The following is a 19532-nucleotide window of genomic DNA, read 5'->3' on the forward strand; positions in this document are numbered from 1 at the left end:
CAACCAGATCAGCTATCCCGGACCTCAAGGACCGGGTCTGCGCCGAAAGACTCACGGATCAACTCCGTCAGTCCAGCCGCCCCACCACCGCCTCCGCGCTCGCGACCAGCGCACCGGAGGCGGCGAGGGCGACCGCGGCCTCGATCTCCGGCGCGAGGTGACGGTCGGTTCCCGGTCCGGCGACGTGCTCGCGGATCGTGTCCCGCACCGCCCCCGTCGCCGGTGACGGTGCGAGCGGGGCCCGCAGGTCGAGCGCGCGAGCGGCCGTCAGCGCCTCGACGGCGAGGACCCGGGTGAGCCCGTCGATCGCCCGGCGCAGCTTCCGGGCGGCGGACCACCCCATCGACACGTGGTCCTCCTGCATCGCCGACGACGGAATCGAGTCGACACTCGCCGGCGCCGCCAGCCGCTTCAGTTCCGACACGATCGCGGCCTGCGTGTACTGGGCGATCATGTGGCCGCTGTCCACCCCCGGATCGTCGGCCAGGAACGGCGGCAGCCCGTGGTTGCGGGCGACGTCGAGGAACCGGTCGGTGCGGCGCTCGCTCATGCTCGCGACGTCCGCGACGACGATGGCCAGGAAGTCCAGGACGTACCCGACCGGCGCCCCGTGGAAATTGCCGTTCGACTCCACCCGGCCGTCGAGCGTGACCACCGGGTTGTCGACGGCGCTCGCCAGTTCCCACGACGCCACCCGCTCGGCGTGCGCGAGCGTGTCCCGCGCGGCGCCCGCGACCTGCGGCGCGCACCGCAACGAGTAGGCGTCCTGCACCACGGTGCAACTCGGGTTGGCGTGGCTCTGCACGATCTCGGAGCCGGCGAGCAGGCGGACCATGTTCGCGGCGGCGCGGGCCTGGCCGGGGTGGGGCCGCAGCGCCTGCAGGTCGGGGGCGAACACCTTGTCGGTGCCGAGCAGCCCCTCGACGCTCATCGCCGCCGTGACGTCGGCCAGCCGCAGGAGCGCGTGCAGGTCCTCGCACGCCAGCACCAGCATGCCGAGCATTCCGTCGGTGCCGTTGATGAGGGCGAGACCCTCCTTCTCCTCGAGGACCACCGGCACGATCCCGGCCGAGGACAACGCTGCCGCGGCCGGCATGAGGGCGCCGTCCGCGTCCCGCACCGTGCCCTCGCCGATCACCGCGAGCGCGACGTGGGCCAGCGGCGCCAGATCACCGGAGCACCCGAGGCTGCCGTACTCGTGCACCACCGGAGTGATCCCCGCCGACAGCAGCGAGGCGTAGACCTGCGCGACTTCCGGCCGGGCGCCGGTCCTGCCGGTGGCGAGGGTCGACAGTCGGAGCAGCATCAGAGCGCGCACCACCTCGCGTTCCACCTCGGGCCCGTTTCCGGCGGCGTGCGAGCGGACGAGACTGCGCTGCAGTTGCGCGCGCAGGGCAGAGGGAATGTGCCTTGTGGCGAGGGCCCCGAACCCCGTCGAGATGCCGTAGACGGGCTTCGGGTCCGCGGCCAGCGCCTCGATGCGCTTGCGGGTCTCCGCCATCGCCGACATCGCGTCGCGCGAGATCCGCACGGGCGCGCCGTGGCGCGCCACCCGGATCACTTCTTCGGCGGAGACCGCACCGGTTCCGACCACGACACACTCTTCGGCTCCCACAACCCCAGTCTCCCCCGCGTCCGGGCGGAGAGTGACGGGATTGCGGGAGCCTCGACCGTGTCTACAACCGGCCGCGTAGAGCTTCCTCGATTTCGCGTGGCGTCATCAGACGTTCGAGTTTTTCACTCGGCCACGAGGACGGACGTCCTTGCAATCGGGCTGATTCGAGTAGAGGGAGAGGGCTGCGGTCCCACCGCAGGATCGAATGAACATTCACTACCGATCACTTCCGAACACCGACTCGACAACTTTCCAATTTGCGCCATTGCATCGGCGACAGTTCGTCGCACTATTGACTCATCGCCAATCGTGCCCCTTTGGTTACACGGTTTCGATGAGGCGCGCGGAAGTGCTGGAAAACTGCAGGCCGGGCCACGTTTCAGTGACCTACCGCACAGCTCTCCGGCCACAGGGCCTACCATGACGCAAAAGTAATTGTTACCTTACGTACCACCTTCCCTGACTGGAGACAGCCGATGGCAACCACCCTCGAAGCAAGCATCGACATCGACGCGACCCCGCAAGACGTGTGGGCGGTCGTCTCGGATCTGAAGCGGATGGGCGAATGGAGCCCCCAGTGCCGCAAGATGCGCGTCCTCGGCGGCGTCGTCGAAGAGGGCACGAAAACCGTCAACATCAACCGCAAGGGCTTCCTCGTGTGGCCGACCACGTCGAAGGTCGTGAAGTTCCAGCCCAACAAGGCCATCGCCTTCCGGATCCTCGAGAACCGCACGATCTGGTCGTACGAACTCGAGCCGACCGCAAGCGGGACCAAGGTCATCGAGCGCCGCGAAGCCCCGACCGGCACGTCCAAGGTGTCGCAGTTCCTCGTCAAGACCGTCCTCGGCGGCAACGAAGACTTCGAGGTCGACCTCGTCAACGGCATGAACACCACCCTCGCCCGGATCAAGTCGGCGGCCGAGGGCAAGTAGCCGGGTTGACCCTCGACCTGGTCGAGGCCTCAGCGTGGTCCGCATGGACACACCGGACGCCGTCATGGCGAGGATCTCGCAGGGGCAGGAACGGGCAGTGGCGGGTGACCGGGAGGGCGCCCGGCGCATCTTCGACGAGGTGTGGGACGCCCTCCAGGGGTCCGGCGACACCACGCCGGACCCGCTGCACGTCGTCACGCTGGCCCACTACATGGCGGACGTCCAGACCGACCCCGCCGAGGAGTTGCGCTGGGACCTGCGAGCCCTCGGCGCCGCCGACTCGCTGACCGACGACCGGGCGCGGGAACATCACTCGTCGCTGTCGGTCGCGGGTTTCTACCCGTCGCTGCACCTCAACGTGGCGGCCGCTCATCACGCCCTCGGCCAGTCGTCCGAGGCGCGCCACCATCTCGATCGGGCAGCGCAGAGCTGCGACCACCTCGCCGACGACGGCTACGGACGGATGATCCGCGGCGCCGTCACCCGGCTCCGCGCCGAACTGGACGTGACTGTCGGACCGCCGGGGCAGAGTGGACGCCGTGCTCAGCATCGGTGAACTCGCTCGCGCGTCCGGTCTGTCGGTCAGCGCACTGCGGTTCTACGACAAGGCCGGGGTGCTCACCCCGCACGCGGTCGACCCGCGCACCGGTTACCGCTGGTACACCGACCGGCAGGTGGACGCCGCCGTCCTCGTCGCCGCGATGCGCCGGGTGGGGATGCCGGTGAAGGAGATGGCGGCCGTGCTGAGCGGCACCGACGCCCACGGACTTCTCGACCGGCACCTCGGCCGGCTGGAGCAGGGGCTGGACGACGCCCGCCGTGAACTGACGCGGATTCACCGCCTGCTCGACGCCCGAGCGGACCGGACGCGGACGGTTGTCCTCCGCACCGCCGACCTCCGCGCCGCGGTCGGGGCGGTGCGGTTCGCCGCCGACGCCGACTCGGAGTTCCCGGTGCTGCGCGGCTGCCTCTTCGAGGCGGACCACGACGTGCTGCGGCTCGTCACCACCGACCGCTACCGGCTGGCCGTCGGAACGGCGACCGTGCTCGAACCGCCGGACCAGCCGATCTCCGTGGTCGTCCCGTGCACGTTCCTGGACGACGCTGCCGGGTTGCTGCGGCGCCACGACACGGTGACCGTCGTCGTGGGAGCCGACTCGGTCAGCCTCCGCTGCGGCCGCGAACAGCTCACCACCGGTCTCGTCGACGGCGCCTTCCCCGACCATCGCAGCCTGTCGCCCCGCGACCCGGGAATCGAACACACCTTCTCCTCGGCGGCCCTGCGGGTACTCCTGGCCGACGCGGGTGACCGGGTGGATCTGGGGGTTCTCGAGTCGGGCGAGATCGTCGTCGGCCACCCGGGCACCGAGCGGCCCGTCCGCTTCCATGTGCAGGTGAACGCCGGTTTTCTGCTCGAAGCGGTCGACGCGCTGCCCGGCGCGCAATTGACGTTCCGGGTCGGTGGGCCCATCACGCCCCTCGCCATCCGGCCACGATCCGTTCACACATCGGACCCCGCGAGTGCGTACTCTCTCCTGATGCCGTTGCAGCCGGAAGCGCTCACGTAACCTGTGGGTGCGGCGCGATGGCGCGCAGGCAGCACGTCCGTCCGAACACAGTTAGAGGAGCCCGTGGCACGCAAGCCCACACCCCCCGGAACCCCGCAAGCCACGAGCGTCGGGCACATCGTCGACCTCGTCCGCGGAGCAGTTCCGCCCCTGCATCCGGCCGGGCTGCCCTTCGTCCTCGCACCACTCGGCGTGGCCGTCCTCGGCCGCAACCGCAAATGGGTCCGTCGCGGAGCACTGACCTCCGCCGCTGCCTGCGCCGCCTTCTTCCGGCATCCGCACCGCGTTCCGCCGAACCGTGTCGGCGTCGCAGTCGCACCCGCCGACGGTGAGGTCGCGCTCGTCGACTCCGCGGTCCCGCCGTCCGAACTCGACATGGGAACCGAACCGCTCCCCCGGGTCAGCATCTTCCTGTCGGTGCTGGACGTGCACGTCCAGCGCAGCCCCGTCGGCGGCGAAGTGAAAAAGGTCGTCCACCGGCCGGGCAAGTTCCTCTCCGCCGACCTCGCCGACGCCAGCGAGGTCAACGAACGCAACAGCATGCTGCTGCACACCGCGGAGGGCCACGACGTCGCCGTCGTCCAGATCGCCGGTCTGCTCGCCCGCCGGATCGTCTGCGACGCCAAGGTCGGCGACACCCTCCCGATCGGTGACACGTACGGCCTGATCCGGTTCGGCTCCCGCGTCGACACGTACTTCCCGGCCGGCACCACGCTGCTCGCCGAGCGGGGACAGCGGACGATCGGCGCCGAGACCGTCATCGCTCAACTGCCGTGATCGCGAACGCGAAGAAACAGCGGAGGGGACGACCCCAGCAGGCGGTGCGGCTCCTGCCGAGTGTCGTCACGATCCTCGCGCTGTGTGCGGGACTGTCCGCCGTCAAGTTCGCGCTGGACGAGGATCTGGGAACGGCACTGGCCATGATCGGCGCCGCCGCGGTCCTCGACTCGCTCGACGGGCGGATCGCGCGACTGCTCGACGCCACCAGCAAGATGGGCGCCGAACTGGATTCGCTCGCCGATTCCATCTCGTTCGGCGTCGCCCCGGCTCTCGTCCTCTACGTCACGCTGCTGGACGGCCAGAGTTTCGGCTGGATCATCGCCCTGATCTACGCGGTGAGCATCGTGCTGCGGCTGGCCCGGTTCAACACGCTCCTCGACGAGGACGACATTCCGGGTTACGCCAACGAGTACTTCACGGGTGTCCCGGCGCCGGCGGGTGCGCTGGTCGCGCTGGCCCCCCTGGCCGCCGCCGCGCAGTGGGGCGACGGCTGGTGGTCGTCGTATCCCGTCGTCGTCGCATGGACCGTGTTCTCCGCGGCGCTGATCGTCAGCCGGATCCCCACGCTCGCACTGAAGACGGTGTCCGTGCCCCCGCACATGGCGGCCGGTCTGCTCGTCCTCGTGGCGCTCGCGGCGGCGGCCCTCGTCACCTACCCGTACATCCTGCTGATCGTCCTCGTCGCGGTGTACCTCGGGCACATTCCGTTCGCCGTCCACTCGAAGCGGTGGGTGGCCGCGCGGCCCGAGACGTGGGACATCAAGCCGTCCGAGCGGCGGGCCATCCGGCGTCAGCCCGACGCCCGCGGCAGGCGGTCCGCGGCACGGCTCGGACTGCGCCGTCCCCGGGCCCGGTAGGTCGCTCCCGCACGTAGGCTCGACGGCGTGACCTCACCGGAACTCGCGCTCACAGTCCGACTGAACACCTCGGCCGCCGACACCCGGCGCGGCGTGGTCCGGTTGCATCCGGAAGCCCTGGCCGCGCTCGGTCTGCGCGAGTGGGACGCAATCGCCCTGATCGGTGCGCGCCGCACCGCCGCCGTGGCCGGTCGCGCGCCTGCCGGAACCCCCACCGGCACCGCGCTCCTCGACGACGTGACGCTGTCCAACGCCGGGCTGTCCGAGAACAGCACGGTCGTCGTGACACCGGTGACGGTGTACGGCGGGAAGACGGTGACGGTCAGCGGCTCCAATCTGGCCGTCAACTCCGTCTCCGACGTCACCCTGCGTCACGCCCTGCTCGGCAAGGTCCTCACGGTCGGCGACACGGTGTCGCTGCTGCCCCGCGACCTGGGCCCCGGAACCAGCACCGCCCCCGCGACACAGGCCCTGTCCCGGACGTTCGGTGTCGCCTGGACGTCCGAACTGCTCACCGTGACCGGGGTCGACCCGGCCGGTGGTCCGGTGAGCGTGCAGCCCAACACCGCGGTCGGGTGGGGTGAGGGTGTGCGTGCGACGGTGACCTCGCCGCCGTCCCGCCTGCCCGCACCGCCGGTCCGGCCCGCCGAGGAGGTGCCCCCGGTCCCGGTCGAGGACCTGGTCGGCGCCCACACCCAGGCCGCCAAACTCACCGAGTGGCTCGGGTTGGCACTCGACGAACCCGAACTGCTCCGCACGCTCGGGGCCTCGCCCCATCTGGGCGTCCTCGTGACCGGGCCCGCCGGTGTCGGGAAGGCGACGCTCGCCCGTGCGGTTCTCGCGTCCCGGCGGGTGGTCGAACTCGACGGGCCGAGTGCCGGCGCGCTCGAGGCAGGATCCCGGCTGCAGCGGGTCACCGCGGCCGTCGAGGCGATCCGCAGCGGCGGCGTCCTGTTGATCACCGACATCGACGCCCTGCTGCCGTCCACCCCGGAGCCGGTGTCGGCGCTGATCATCGAACAGCTCCGCCACGCGGTCGAGACCGTCGGGGTCGCGTTCGTCGCGACGTCGGCGCACCCGGAGTCGGTCGACACCCGGTTGCGCGGGCAGGACCTGTGCGACCGCGAACTCGCCCTCACCCTGCCCGACGGCTCCACCCGCCGGGCCCTGCTGGAACTGCTCCTGCGGAAGGTCCCCAGCGACGGCATCGCCCTCGACGCGATCGCGGCCCGCACACCGGGGTTCGTCGTCGCCGACCTCGCCGCGCTGTGCCGGGAAGCCGCCCTGCGGGCCGCGTCCCGCGCGGCCAGGAAACCCGTCGAGCCGGCGCTCACCCAGGACGACCTCCTCGGCGCACTCGACGTCATCCGCCCGCTGTCGCGGTCGGGCAGCGAGGAACTCGCGATCGGCAGCCTCACCCTCGACGACGTCGGGGACATGGTGGAGACCAAGCAGGCGCTGACGGAGGCGGTGCTGTGGCCGTTGCAGCACCCGGATTCGTTCGCCCGGCTGGGTGTCGATCCGCCGCGCGGCGTGCTGCTCTACGGCCCGCCCGGCTGCGGCAAGACGTACCTCGTTCGGGCACTGGCCAGTTCGGGACATCTGAGTGTGCACGCCGTCAAGGGCGCCGAGCTGATGGACAAGTGGGTGGGCGCGTCCGAGAAGGCGGTCCGCGAACTGTTCCAGCGGGCACGGGATTCGGCCCCGTCGCTGATCTTCCTCGACGAGGTGGACGCGCTCGCGCCGCGGCGCGGCCAGAGTTCCGATTCCGGGGTGGCCGATCGGGTGGTCGCCGCGCTGCTCACCGAACTCGACGGCGTCGAACCGCTGCGCGACGTGGTGGTCGTCGGCGCCACCAACCGGCCCGATCTCATCGACCCGGCGTTGCTGCGCCCCGGCCGCCTGGAGCGGCTGGTGTTCGTGCCGCCGCCGGACGGCGACGCCCGCCGCGCGATCCTCCGGACGTCCGGGAAGGCGGTCCCGCTCGCCGACGACGTCGACCTGAACGCTCTGGCGGACGATCTCGACGGCTACTCGGCCGCCGACTGCTCGGCGTTGCTGCGGGAAGCCGCGCTGGCCGCGATGCGCCGGAACATCGACGCCGCCGACGTCACCGCGGCCGACGTGGCCGAGGCACGCGAAAAGGTGCGCCCCTCACTCGATCCCGAGCAAGTGGCGCACCTGAAGGCCTATGCGCTGTCGCGCCCGTGAGTACTTGTTAACCGCCGGCGGTTAACAAGTACTCACGGGTCAGGACCAGCGGCCGAGCAGGGTGGCCGCGTGTGCGGCGAGCGCGGCCTGGAAGAACGGGCCGAAACTCACCCGCGCGACGCCGAGCGGTCCGAAGCTCGCCGGATCGTCCTGATCGGGCAGCCCGATCGCGTTGACGGGCAGCGGAAGCTCCGACGTGAGCCGCTTCTGGGTGGCGTCGTCGTGACGGCCGACGGGGTAGAGCACGTCGGCTCCGGCCTCGGCGGCGAGCTTCAGGCGCGCGATCGCGCGGTCGACACGGTCGGACTCGTCGCCCACCTGCTTCACGAACAGATCGGTCCGCGCGTTCACGACCACATGGACCCCGGCGGCGTCGGCGGCCTGCCGCAACCCTCCGACGAAGTCGGCGTGCTCCTGCGGCTCACGGAGGCGTCCGCCCTCGCTGTGGACCGTGTCCTCGATGTTCAGACCCACCGCGCCCGCACCGATCAGACCCTCGATCAGCCGGGTGGGGTCGAGCCCGTATCCGGATTCGATGTCGACCGACAGCGGCAGCTCCACCGCGGCGGTGATCTGCGAGATGCGGTGCAGCAGCTCGTCGAACGTGATCCCCTCGTTGTCGGGCTTGCCGATCGAGTCGGACACCGGGTGGCTTCCCACCGTCAGTGCCTGAAACCCGGCGGACACAGCCAGATTCGCGGACCACGCATCCCACACGGTGGGCAGGATGACGGGGTTGCCGGGCCGGTGCAGCTCCAGCAGGGTGGTGGCCTTCTCGTTGATCGACGTCATAGGGGGCTCCTCGCCTCGGGTGTATTCGATCGGAGTCGTTCTCGGGCACGCCTTCGTTGCCAACGCCGGGTTCGCCATTTCCATTCCTACCCGCTCGAGTACCGTGGGCAAATGGACTTCCGGGAACCCCTGTCGGCCGCGGCTGCGCTCGCGTCCGGCGCACTGGCCGGGTTCGTCCTCACCAATCCCCGTAACCGGGCCTGGACGATCAACGCCTCCGATCGCGAGATCGACCGGTGGATCAGCAGCCAGCCGACGGGTGTGGTGGTGGCCCTGGTTCTCGCCGTCATCGCGGTGGGCGGTCTGCAACGGTCGGGCTCCCGGCGGGTGTCGTGGCTCCTGGCCGCGGTGTGCGCGGTCGTCCTGATCGGCGCGCGCTGGGCGGTGCCCGGCGCCGGCGGCGTCGACACGTTGATCGCCCTGCACTTCGCCAAGACCGCGACTGCCGGGTTCCTGCTGGGCGCGGCGGTCGCCGCGGTGTGGGGTCGCTGGGCTTCGCAGCTGGCGCTGACTCTCGGGGTGGCGGGCGCATTCCTCCTCGCGAGCGTGCAGAAACTGCCGCGCGGCGATACCGCGTATGTCGAACCCGCAAGCATGAGCACCTCGGCGATCGGCGAACCTCCGCAGTGGCTGCTGATCGGAGTTCTCGTGCTCGCGCTCGCGTCGGCGGTGCTGGCGCGGTCGCAGTTCCGGGTGCAACGCCCCGAACGGAAGACCCTGCTGACCGCGCTGGTCGGAGCCCTGGGACTCGCCCTGCTCAACCGGCTGCTCGGGGCGTGGATCGACGATCAGGAATTCGGCGAACCCCTGACGGTCTGGCTGATCGTGGCGTTCTCGCTCGCTGTGATCCTGGGGGTGACCGTGCTGATCGGGCGACGGCTCCCCGGGATCGACGGACACTTCCTCCTCGCGGCGACCGGGGCCACCGCCGCGGCCGTGCTCGTCCTCGACGACCTCCGGACCCCCCGGGTGACGACGCCCGCGCCGGCGTTGCTGGCGGTCGGCGTCGTCACCGTCGCCGCGGGAATGGCGGTGGCGGTCAGGGTTCCGCCGAAGCGGCGACGGCCCGGGTGGGGTCTGTGTGTCGCCGCCGTCGTTCCGCTGGTCGCCACCATCTCGCCGGACTTCGGCAACGACGGCGTCGCGCTCCTGCTCCGGCTGGGGGTCCTGGGCGGCGGGACGGGTTTCGCGCTCGCCTCCGCGCTGCCGGGTTCTGCGCCGGTCGCGGTGCTCGGTCTGGCGCTGCCGTTCGCGTCGCTGGTGTTCGTCGCGGCGACCACGGTTCCCCGCAGCCGGGTGGTCTACTCGGGTGCGCCCAGCGAACACCGCCTGCCGTCGTCGCCGGCCTCGACCGCCGCGTCCGACCATCTCGCCGGTGTCGCGATGCTGCTCGTCGTCGCGTTCTGCGTCTACTCGCTACGTGAGCGCCACGGTGCACCGGAGGGCACCGCGCCACTCACCTAGTCGAGGAGGCCGAGCGACTGCAGCCGGCGGAACACGAGCATCGAGCCGGGCGCGACGTCCGGCATCGCCGCGTATTCGTCGACGGTGAAGTACCGCAGTTCGGCGATCTCGCTCGTCGGCCGCGGCTCGGTGCTCAGTTCGGCGAGAAAGCAGGTAATGTGCAGGTCCGTGCCCTCGGGATGTCCGTACGCGGGCGCCTCGAAGACCCCCAGGCGTTCGAGCGTCCCGTCGACGATTCCGGCGTCGAGTTCCTCCCGGATCTCGCGGTGCAGAGCCTGTTCGGCGTTCTCGCCCGGGTCGATCTTGCCGCCTGCCATGTAGAACGCGGTCTTCCCCGCCGAACGCGTCTGGAGGAGTTTGCGGTCACGGATGTGGGCGAGCGCGGCGGTTCGGATCTCGGCTGGCACCGACCCAAGATAGATCAGTCCGGGCACGTGCCCATAACACAATGCGCCCCATTAGTCCGATTTGCCGCGATTGTGGGTCCGAATAACCGACCCAGTAGGATGTACACGTAGCCCAGTTCGCTAGCTAAGCGAACGGTCTACACGACTCGGTTCGTTTCGTTCCGACACCCCGCCGCCCGCTGACCCCCGACGGAGTGCCTTTTGCTTGCTGTTCTGCTCGCCCATGCCGTTGCCGCCGTTCTGGCTCCGCTTGTGGTGCGCCAGTTCGGCCGCAACGGTTTCTATCCCCTCTCCCTCGTCCCGCTGGTGTCACTCGGATGGGTGATCGCGAACTGGGGCACGGTGCAGACCGTGTCCGTCGAATGGGCTCCGGGCCTGTCGATGGACCTCGACTTCTGGTTCGATCCGCTCGCCGCGATCATGTCGGTGCTGGTGCTGGGCATCGGCACGCTGATCCTGGTCTACTGCGCCCGCTACTTCACCGACGACGAACCCCGTCTCGGCATCTTCGCCGCCGAGATGGTGGCATTCGCCGGGGCCATGTTCGGGCTCGTCGCGAGCGACAACATGTTGCTGCTGTACATCTTCTGGGAACTGACGACGGTCCTGTCGTTCCTGCTGGTCGGGCATTACGCCGAACGCGCCTCGAGCCGCCGCGCCGCGACGCAGGCGCTGCTCGTCACGACCGCGGGTGGTCTGGCGATGCTCGTCGGCATCATCATCCTCGGCCAGGTGAGTGGCACGTACAACCTGTCCGAACTGATCGAGGTCGCACCTCGCGGCTGGCTCGCCGGTGTCGCCGTCGTGCTGGTCCTCATCGGTGCGCTGTCGAAGTCGGCGATCGTCCCGCTGCACTTCTGGTTGCCCGGCGCGATGGCCGCCCCCACCCCGGTCAGCGGCTATCTGCATGCCGCCGCGATGGTGAAGGCCGGTATCTATCTCGTGGCCAGGTTGTCGCCAGGTTTCGCCGACGCGGCGCCCTGGCGGTTCACGATCATCACGCTCGGCCTGCTGACGATGGTCCTCGCCGGGTGGCGGGCGATGCGCGCGTTCGACCTCAAACTGGTGCTCGCGTTCGGCACCGTCAGCCAGCTCGGCTTCATGATGGTGCTGGTCGGTCTCGGCACCCGCGACGCCGCGCTCGCCGGCATGACGATGGTCGTCGCGCACGCGATGTTCAAGGCCGCACTGTTCATGGTGGTCGGCATCATCGACCACACGACGGGGACCCGCGACATCCGCAAACTCGCGCACCTCGGCAATCGTGCGCCGGCGCTGATGGTGTTCGCCGCACTGGCCGCGGCCAGCATGGCCGGGCTTCCGCCGTTCCTCGGGTTCGTCGGCAAGGAGGCCGCGTTCGACTCCCTGCTGAGCACGACCGTCCTCGCCGACCCGGCGCGGATCGCCACCGTCGGCGTCGTCGTGCTGGGTTCGATCCTCACGCTCGCCTACAGCGTGCGCTTCATGTGGGGCGCCTTCGGCCGCAAGCGGCTCGCGCGGCCGAGCCCGGCCGTGCAGGGCATGCATGCGCCCGGACCGTTGTTCCTCGCCGCACCCGCCGTTCTCGCGGTGCTGAGCCTGGCGGCGGGACTGGCGGCGCCGCAGCTCGAGAAGCTGCTGACGCCGTACTCGCGCACCCTGCCCCCGGAGGCCGCCACCGACTACCACCTCGCGCTGTGGCACGGCGTCAACACGGCGCTGCTGCTCACACTGCTCGTCTTCGCCGTCGGCACCGCGCTCTTCGTGGCGCAGCGCTGGGTCAACCGGTTGCGGTTCGAGCATCCCCCGCTCGGCAACGCCGACCGCATCTACGACGCGACGCTGCGCGGCATGGACGCCCTGTCGATGCGGCTGACCGGCGCCACCCAGCGCGGTTCGCTACCGCTGACCCAGGCGACCATCCTCGGCACCCTGGTGCTGGTGCCGCTGGTGCTGCTCGCCGTCGGCACCGACACCGGCGCCGACGTGCGCCTGTGGGATTCGCCGGTGCAGTTCGTGATCGGGCTGATGATGGTCGCGGCCGCGCTCGCCGCAACCGTGATGCGCAACCGTCTGGCCAGCGTGATCCTCGTCGGTCTCAGCGGCTACGGCTGCGGTGTGCTGTTCGCTCTGCACGGCGCTCCCGACCTCGCGCTCACCCAGTTCCTGGTGGAGACACTGACGCTGGTCATCTTCGTCCTCGTGTTCCGGAAACTGCCCGCCGAGGTGGACGAGCGCCGGGCGATCGGATTCAAGATTCCGCGGGCGCTGCTGGCGGTCGCGGTCGGTGCCACCATCACCACGATCGGCGCGTACGCCATCAACGCGCGGAACTCGGTGCCGATCTACGAGCGACTCCCCGACGCGGCGTACTACCTCGGCAACGGCAAGAACGTCGTCAACGTCCTGCTCGTCGACATCCGCGCCTGGGACACGCTCGGCGAGATCTCGGTGCTGCTCGTCGCGGCCACCGGTGTCGCGAGCCTGGTGTTCCGCAACCGCCGCTTCGGCAGCGCCCCCCGGGTGGCCGACGCCCCCGCGGTCACGGCCGAGTCTTCGGCCTCGCATTCCGAGACCACCTGGCTGCTCGGCGGCGACCTCATCGATCCGAAACACCGGTCACTGGTCCTCGAGGTGACGACCCGGCTGATCTTCCCGACCATCATGGTGCTGTCGGTGTACTTCTTCTTCGCCGGTCACAACGCGCCCGGCGGCGGGTTCGCCGGCGGCCTCACCGCCGGTCTGGCGCTGGTCCTGCGGTACCTCGCGGGCGGGCGGTACGAACTCGGCGAGACGGTCCCGATCGACGCGGGCAAGATCCTGGGGCTCGGGCTCACGCTCGCCGCAGGCACCGCGCTGGCGTCGCTGTTCCTCGGTGCCCCCGCGCTGTCCTCCGCGGTCTTCGAGGTGACGCTGCCGGTGTTCGGTCACGTCAAGATGGTCACCGCCCTGTTCTTCGACCTGGGTGTGTACCTCATCGTGGTCGGACTCGTACTCGACGTACTCCGCAGTCTCGGGGCACGTCTCGACGCACAGGTCGAGGTGAACCAGTAATGAGCGCCAACCTCGGATTTCTCGTCATCATCGGCGTCCTCGTGTCGGCCGGCGTCTACCTGCTCATCGAACGCAGTATCACCCGCATGCTGCTGGGGTTGCTGCTGTTCGGCAACGGCATCAACCTTCTCATCCTCACGTCCGGTGGGCGGGACGGCAATCCGCCCATCGTGGGCCGCGAGTCCATTCACGAGTCGATGGCCGACCCGCTGGCTCAGGCGATGATCCTGACGGCGATCGTCATCACGATGGGCATCGCCGGTTTCGTGCTCGCGCTCGCGTACCGGTCGTTCAAGATCACCACGCAGGACGCCGTCGAGAACGACCCCGAGGACACCAAGGTCCTGCGGCGCCGGTCGCCCGCCGAGGCCCCGGACCGCGACCGCTCCGACGACCCGGTCACCGGCGAGCCGAGTTTCAGCGGCGACGCCTTCGACAAGGACGGAAACCCCATTCCCCTGGAAGAACTGAAGAACCTCGAAGACCTCGAATGCTACGAAGACCTGCACGACGGTGACTTCGACGACGACGAGGAGATCGACAAGGCCGGGATCGGGGAGAAGTCGTGACCATTTCCCCGCACGTCATCACGGCGCTCGCGCCGCTGCCCGTCCTCGTCCCGATGCTCGCCGCCGCGGCCACGCTGGTGCTCGGACGGCGTCCGCGGGCCCAGCGGATCATCACGCTCGTCGCGTTGATCGGCGTCCTCGTCGTGTCGGGACTGCTGCTGTTCCTCGCCGACCGCGACGGCACGACGGCCGTTCAGGTGGGTGGCTGGGACTCGCCGATCGGCATCACGCTGGTGGTCGACCGACTGTCCGCGATGATGCTGGTGGTCTCGTCCATCGTGCTGCTCGCCGTCATGGCGTACGCCGTGGGTCAGGGTATCCGCGACGGCAGTGAGGACCAGCCCGTCTCGATCTTCCTGCCGACGTATCTGGCGCTGACGGCGGGCATCTCCAACGCATTCCTCGCCGGCGACCTGTTCAATCTGTACGTCGGTTTCGAGGTGCTCCTCGCCGCCAGTTTCGTGCTGCTGACTCTGGGCGCGAGCGCCGACCGCGTCCGCGCGGGTGTGTCGTATGTGATGGTGTCGATGGTGTCCTCGCTGATCTTCCTGGCGGGCATCGCGTTCGCCTATGCGGCCACCGGCACCCTCAACCTCGCCGACATGGCCACCCGCCTCGACGGCATCCCGTCCGGCACCCGCACCGCCATCTTCGGCGTGCTGCTCGTGGCGTTCGGCATCAAGGCCGCGGTGTTCCCGCTGTCGACGTGGCTGCCCGACTCCTACCCCACAGCGCCGGCCCCGGTCACCGCCGTGTTCGCCGGCCTCCTCACCAAGGTGGGTGTGTACGCGATCATCCGCGCGCACACGCTGCTCTTTCCGGAGGGCGAACTCGACAACGTGCTGATGGTGTGCGGCCTGCTGACGATGCTCGTCGGCATCCTCGGTGCGATCGCGCAGAGCGACATCAAACGTCTGCTGTCCTTCACCCTGGTCAGCCACATCGGGTACATGGTGTTCGGTGTCGCGCTGTCCACGCAGTCGGGGCTCTCGGGTGCCATCTACTACGTCGCCCACCACATCCTGGTGCAGACCACGCTGTTCCTGGTGGTCGGTCTCATCGAACGCCAGGCCGGGTCCTCGTCGCTGCGGCGTCTCGGTGGGCTCGCCGCGGCCAGCCCCGTCCTGGCCATCGTGTTCCTCATTCCGGCCCTCAACCTCGGCGGCATTCCCCCGTTCTCCGGGTTCATCGGCAAGGTCGCGTTGTTGCAGGCCGGCTCGGCGGACGCGAGCGTGCTGGCGTGGACCCTCGTCGCAGGCGGAACCGTCACCAGCCTCCTCACCCTGTACGTCGTCGCACGCGTGTGGACCAAGGCGTTCTGGCGGGCCCGCGCCGACGCCCCCGAGGGCGACCTCGCGGACGTCAGCCCGTCGGCGCTGCTCGACGAGTCCGAGGCCGACATCGCATTCGACGACCGCGCCGACGTGGGCCGGATCCCCGCAATGATGCTGATCCCCACCGTCGCCCTCGTCGCCGTCGGGCTGGCGATGACGGTGTTCGCCGGCCAGATCATCCAGATCAGCGATCGCGCGGCGAGCGATCTGCAGAACCGGTCCATCTACATCGACGCCGTCCTCGGCGGTCACCCCGGCGGCGAAGCGCAGGAGGCACCGCGATGAAACGCGAGAGAATTCTCCAGTTCGGCGCGTTGCTGTGGCTGATGTCGGTGTGGATCCTGTTGTGGGGCAACGTCAGCTGGGGCAACATCCTCGGCGGACTCGCCGTCGGCGCGATCATCATGGTGCTGATGCCGCTGCCGCGGGTGCCCGTGGAGGGCCGGGTGCATTTCCTGCCGCTGCTGCGGCTGGCGGTGATGTTCGTGTACTACTCGCTCCAGTCGAGCCTCCAGATCGCGTGGCTCGCACTCCGTCCCGGGCCGCCGCCCGTCACCGGCGTCCTGCGGTACCAGCTGGGGATCAAGTCGGACCTCGTGCTGACCCTCTGCATCGACGTGCTGAACCTCATCCCCGGGACCATGGTTCTCGAGATCGACCAGGTCCGGCGGATCGTCTACGTCCACGTCCTGGACATGGGCTCGCAGAAGGCGGTCAGCCAGTTCTACCGCACGGTCGCGCAGCTGGAGCGGTTGTTCATCGAGGCGTTCGAACGGGACTCCGACTGGAAACCGAGCCCCTGGCACAACCGCGACCAGCAGTACGACGACCCCGCTCAGGAGGGCAGCTCATGACAGTCGTATCGGTCATATCCGGAATCATCCTGGTCGTTGCCGGGATGCTGACGACGTTCCGGCTGCTCGACGGTCCGAACTCGCTGGATCGCCTCGTCGCCCTCGACACGCTGATCGCCCTCGCGATGTGCGGACTCGCCGTGTGGGCGGCGTACACCGGCGACACGACGATCGTGCCCGCAATCGTCGCGTTGTCGCTGGTGGGGTTCATCGGCTCGGTGTCGGTGGCCCGATTCCGGGTGAGTGACAAGTCGTGACGACCGTGCTGAACGTCATCGGGGCCACCCTCATGCTGTGCGGGTCGTTGCTCGCACTGACGGCCGCCATCGCCATCGTCCGCTTCCCGGACACCCTGCGCCGCATGCACGCCGCCACCAAACCGCAGGTGGTCGGTCTCATCATGGTTCTCGCGGGCGCAGTCCTCGAACTGCGCGGCAACGTCGACATCTGGATGCTGATCCTCGTCGGCATCTTCACCCTGTTCACCGCGCCGGTCATCGCGCACAGCGTCGGCCGGGTGGCGTACCGGGAGCAGCGCGATCAGGACGGGCTGCTGATGATCAACGAGTTGGAGCCACCAGAACGTCCGTGACAGCCGCCTTCGCGCCGTTGCCCCACCGGGCGAGCGCGGTGTCGGGCCTGGCGAAGAACGTCGCATAGAAGCCGAGACTCATCGCGGCAAGGGCGCCGAGAACGAGCGGTCCGGACACCTCCGGAAATCGGCCCATCGGCACCGCGAGGTAGCGGTAGCTGAGCAGCAGTCCCGTCAGCACCAGCGCGCCACCGCCGACGAGACGGACCCGGAACCAGCCCCACCCCCGTTCGGGGTCGCGGAGCGCGGACTCGATGGTCAGGCACAGGACGGCTCCGGCGACCAGGTCGACGCCGTAGTGGTAGCCGAACCCGAGGGTCGCAGTCAGTGTGCACACCAGCCAGAACGTGCCGCCGAGCCGCAGCCACCAGGCGCCCTGCCGGGAGTGGATGAACAGCGCGAGTGCCCACGCCGTGTGCAGGCTCGGCATGCAGTTGCGCGGGGTCGTCGAATCGAACGACAGGGGTTCGGGCGCGAAGTCGGGTGCCGGGACGAAGTTCGGCCAGTAGTCGCTGACCTGGAACCCCTGCCCTTCGGTACCGAACGCGAAGATCGGACCGACCACGGGGAACAGCACGTAGAAGATGGGACCGACGAGACCGATCAGCAGGAACGTGCGCACCAGGTAGTGCGAGGGCCATCCGTTCCGAAGCTGGTAGACGGCCACCGCGATGGCCGCGACGGGCAGTTCGATGTAGACCCAGTGCAGGATGCCGTAACCGACGGGACCGAGCGCGTCGACGAACTGCCCCATGTGCCACGACGGGCTTCCCAGCGCGTGATCCGCGAGCTGGGCGAACTCGTCGAGGACCATCGGCCCGGCCATGATCGTGACCTGCAGCCAGGCGTCGCCGAACTTGGTCGCGAGAATCAGCAGCGCACCCAGCCCGACACCTTTCAGGGCGCTGCGCCGCTGCTCACCCGTCCACCGGACCGCGGCGTAGACACCGACCGCCGTCAGAACCCACGTCGCGCCGTTACCGACGGTCAGCGGGCCACCCGACAGGTAGCGCACAGCCGCGACCACCACGTCGATGCCCGCTGCCGCGGACAGCGCCACGACGCGTTGCCGGTTGCTGAGCCCGACCATCGCGAGCGCGAGGCCGGCCCACGGAACGGACGCCGACTTGGGGGTCAGGACGTAGTCGCGGAACAGGCTCTCCAGGGGCCCCTGGAAACCCTGGACGGACGCGACCGACTGGACCACGACCAGCAGGATCGCGACACCGAGCGCCCCGCCCGCGACGAACATGCGGGAACGATCGACGGGCCCACCCGGCCGTACAACGGCAACATCGTCGATCGACACCCGCCAAGTGTAAACAACACGTGAACGGCAAGTGGACGAGTGTCCTGCCCGAGACCGGCTTTCAGGTCCCGAGCTCCTTCACCAGCGCATCGACGACAGCCACCAGGTCACCGCCGGTCGCCTCCGCGACCTGACGTTGCCGCTGGTAGGAGGCGCCGCGGCGGGGAATCTCCTCCACAGCGGCCAATTCGTCCGCGCAGCCGAGACGCACGGCGGTCGGCGCCAGCTTCTCCAGCAGGTCGTTCAGGTCGTCGGTGACGAGTCGCTCGTTGCTGTCCTCGTCGAGAATGATCTCGGCGTCGAGCCCGTACCGCGCGGCCCGCCACTTGTTTTCCTTCACGTGCCACGGCTGCAGGTTCGGCAGGTTCTCGCCCGCCTCGAAGCGCCGGTCCAGGTCGACGATCAGGCAGTGCACGAGCGCGACGAGAGAACTGAGTTCGGCGCGGGTAGAGATACCGTCGAAGACGCGGACCTCGATGGTGCCCCACCGCGGCGCGGGCCGGATGTCCCAGTGCATCCCGCCGATCTTGGTGATCACGCCGGTCTTCATCTGGTCGCTGATGAAATCCTCGTACTGCGCCCAGTTCGCGAACTGGTACGGCAGCCCCGCGGTGGGAAGTTGCTGGAACATCAGGGCGCGATTGCTCGCGTACCCCGTGTTGACGCCCGCCCACATCGGTGAGGACGCGGACAGCGCGAGCAGATGCGGGTACCGCTGCAAGAGCGCGTTGAGAATCGGGAACACCTTCTGCGGCGAAGACACCCCCACGTGGACGTGCACACCCCAGATCAGCATCTGACGGCCCCACCACTGGGTACGCTCGATCAGCTCGTCGTAATCCGGTGTCCGCGTGACCAATTGGGTCGACCACTGCGCGAACGGGTGCGTTCCGGCGCAGATGAGATCGACCCCGAGCGGGTTCGCCGCCCGCCGCAGCAGGTCGAGCGACTCGTCGAGGTCGTCCATCGCCTCACCGACGGTGGAGTGGATGCCGGTGACGAGTTCGACGGTGTTGCGCAGCAACTCCTTGGTGATCCGCGGATCCTCCGGACCCGCGAGATTCGCGACCGCGTCGAACACCTCCGCGGCCGTGTTGGAGAGATCCCGCGTGACCCTGTCGACCAGCGCGATCTCCCACTCGACACCCAGCGTCGGCCGCGGCGAACCGGGAAAGGGAACTACCACGGTTTCGATCCAACCACAGGCCGAGGCCC

At 69.3% G+C, this 19532-nt stretch carries 18 protein-coding genes; 13 read left to right on the forward strand and 5 right to left on the reverse strand.

Features of this window, described 5'->3' with window-relative positions:
* Positions 1 to 67: 67 nt before the first annotated feature.
* Positions 68 to 1615 carry a histidine ammonia-lyase gene (gene hutH / locus JWS14_RS11265; RefSeq protein ID WP_206013142.1) on the reverse strand — a complete coding sequence of 516 codons (1548 nt, stop codon included), beginning with the start codon at positions 1613 to 1615 and terminating at the stop codon, positions 68 to 70.
* Positions 1616 to 2091: 476 nt separating this feature from the next.
* Here hutH and JWS14_RS11270 point away from each other — a divergent pair, with 476 nt between their 5' ends.
* From JWS14_RS11270 to JWS14_RS11295, 6 genes are all read left to right on the forward strand, one after another.
* A complete protein-coding gene (locus tag JWS14_RS11270; RefSeq protein ID WP_072948448.1) occupies positions 2092 to 2547 on the forward strand; it encodes an SRPBCC family protein in 456 nt (151 codons plus the stop codon).
* A gap of 34 nt (positions 2548 to 2581) precedes the next feature.
* A complete protein-coding gene (locus JWS14_RS11275; RefSeq protein WP_095862481.1) occupies positions 2582 to 3103 on the forward strand; it encodes a hypothetical protein in 522 nt (173 codons plus the stop codon).
* Positions 3078 to 4115: a DNA polymerase III subunit beta family protein gene (locus JWS14_RS11280; protein WP_095862480.1), complete on the forward strand. Its 1038-nt coding sequence runs from the start codon at positions 3078 to 3080 to the stop codon at positions 4113 to 4115. The genes JWS14_RS11275 and JWS14_RS11280 overlap by 26 nt, the downstream gene beginning before the upstream one ends.
* Positions 4116 to 4178: 63 nt before the next feature.
* Complete coding sequence (locus tag JWS14_RS11285) at positions 4179 to 4892, forward strand: phosphatidylserine decarboxylase (RefSeq protein WP_095862479.1); 714 nt, start codon at positions 4179 to 4181, stop codon at positions 4890 to 4892.
* Positions 4889 to 5752, forward strand: a complete 864-nt coding sequence (pssA, locus tag JWS14_RS11290; protein WP_072948454.1) for a CDP-diacylglycerol--serine O-phosphatidyltransferase — start codon at positions 4889 to 4891, stop codon at positions 5750 to 5752. The genes JWS14_RS11285 and pssA overlap by 4 nt, the downstream gene beginning before the upstream one ends.
* A gap of 27 nt (positions 5753 to 5779) precedes the next feature.
* Positions 5780 to 7963: an AAA family ATPase gene (locus JWS14_RS11295; RefSeq protein ID WP_072948456.1), complete on the forward strand. Its 2184-nt coding sequence runs from the start codon at positions 5780 to 5782 to the stop codon at positions 7961 to 7963.
* Between the two features lie 39 nt (positions 7964 to 8002).
* On the opposite strand, the gene JWS14_RS11300 is transcribed toward JWS14_RS11295, so the two are convergent.
* A complete protein-coding gene (locus JWS14_RS11300; RefSeq protein WP_206013143.1) occupies positions 8003 to 8755 on the reverse strand; it encodes an isocitrate lyase/PEP mutase family protein in 753 nt (250 codons plus the stop codon).
* A gap of 111 nt (positions 8756 to 8866) precedes the next feature.
* Here JWS14_RS11300 and JWS14_RS11305 point away from each other — a divergent pair, with 111 nt between their 5' ends.
* Entirely contained in the window at positions 8867 to 10219 is a 1353-nt protein-coding gene (locus JWS14_RS11305) for a hypothetical protein (RefSeq protein WP_206013145.1), read from the forward strand.
* Here JWS14_RS11305 and JWS14_RS11310 read toward each other — a convergent pair.
* Positions 10216 to 10626 (reverse strand): NUDIX hydrolase, encoded by a 411-nt coding sequence (locus JWS14_RS11310; RefSeq protein WP_241031316.1) that lies wholly within the window; start codon positions 10624 to 10626, stop codon positions 10216 to 10218. The two genes, JWS14_RS11305 and JWS14_RS11310, sit on opposite strands and share 4 nt — an antisense overlap.
* A 201-nt stretch (positions 10627 to 10827) precedes the next feature.
* On the opposite strand from JWS14_RS11310, the gene JWS14_RS11315 reads away from it, so the two are divergent.
* The 6 genes from JWS14_RS11315 to mnhG are packed head-to-tail and all read left to right on the forward strand — an operon-like array spanning position 10828 to position 17008.
* Positions 10828 to 13659, forward strand: coding sequence for a Na+/H+ antiporter subunit A (locus JWS14_RS11315; protein WP_206013149.1), 2832 nt, complete (start codon positions 10828 to 10830; stop codon positions 13657 to 13659).
* Positions 13659 to 14228, forward strand: coding sequence for a Na(+)/H(+) antiporter subunit C (locus JWS14_RS11320; protein WP_095862477.1), 570 nt, complete (start codon positions 13659 to 13661; stop codon positions 14226 to 14228). Before JWS14_RS11315 ends, JWS14_RS11320 begins: the two co-directional genes overlap by 1 nt.
* On the forward strand, positions 14225 to 15847 hold the full coding sequence (locus JWS14_RS11325) for a Na+/H+ antiporter subunit D (protein ID WP_072948469.1): 1623 nt from the start codon (positions 14225 to 14227) through the stop codon (positions 15845 to 15847). The genes JWS14_RS11320 and JWS14_RS11325 overlap by 4 nt, the downstream gene beginning before the upstream one ends.
* Complete coding sequence (locus JWS14_RS11330) at positions 15844 to 16416, forward strand: Na+/H+ antiporter subunit E (RefSeq protein WP_072948471.1); 573 nt, start codon at positions 15844 to 15846, stop codon at positions 16414 to 16416. Before JWS14_RS11325 ends, JWS14_RS11330 begins: the two co-directional genes overlap by 4 nt.
* On the forward strand, positions 16413 to 16673 hold the full coding sequence (locus JWS14_RS11335; protein WP_206013157.1) for a monovalent cation/H+ antiporter complex subunit F: 261 nt from the start codon (positions 16413 to 16415) through the stop codon (positions 16671 to 16673). Before JWS14_RS11330 ends, JWS14_RS11335 begins: the two co-directional genes overlap by 4 nt.
* The gene (mnhG, locus tag JWS14_RS11340) at positions 16670 to 17008 is read left to right on the forward strand and encodes a monovalent cation/H(+) antiporter subunit G (RefSeq protein ID WP_005264391.1); all 339 of its coding nucleotides are present in this window, start codon (positions 16670 to 16672) and stop codon (positions 17006 to 17008) included. Before JWS14_RS11335 ends, mnhG begins: the two co-directional genes overlap by 4 nt.
* Here mnhG and JWS14_RS11345 read toward each other — a convergent pair.
* Both JWS14_RS11345 and JWS14_RS11350 read right to left on the reverse strand, forming a co-directional pair.
* Positions 16977 to 18260 carry a phosphatase PAP2 family protein gene (locus tag JWS14_RS11345; protein ID WP_072948472.1) on the reverse strand — a complete coding sequence of 428 codons (1284 nt, stop codon included), beginning with the start codon at positions 18258 to 18260 and terminating at the stop codon, positions 16977 to 16979. The genes mnhG and JWS14_RS11345 overlap by 32 nt on opposite strands.
* Before the next feature lie 118 nt (positions 18261 to 18378).
* Positions 18379 to 19503: a glutamate--cysteine ligase gene (locus JWS14_RS11350; RefSeq protein WP_072948474.1), complete on the reverse strand. Its 1125-nt coding sequence runs from the start codon at positions 19501 to 19503 to the stop codon at positions 18379 to 18381.
* Positions 19504 to 19532: the final 29 nt, after the last annotated feature.

Source organism: Rhodococcus koreensis, from assembly GCF_017068375.1.
GTDB classification, from domain to species: Bacteria; Actinomycetota; Actinomycetes; order Mycobacteriales; family Mycobacteriaceae; genus Rhodococcus_F; species Rhodococcus_F koreensis.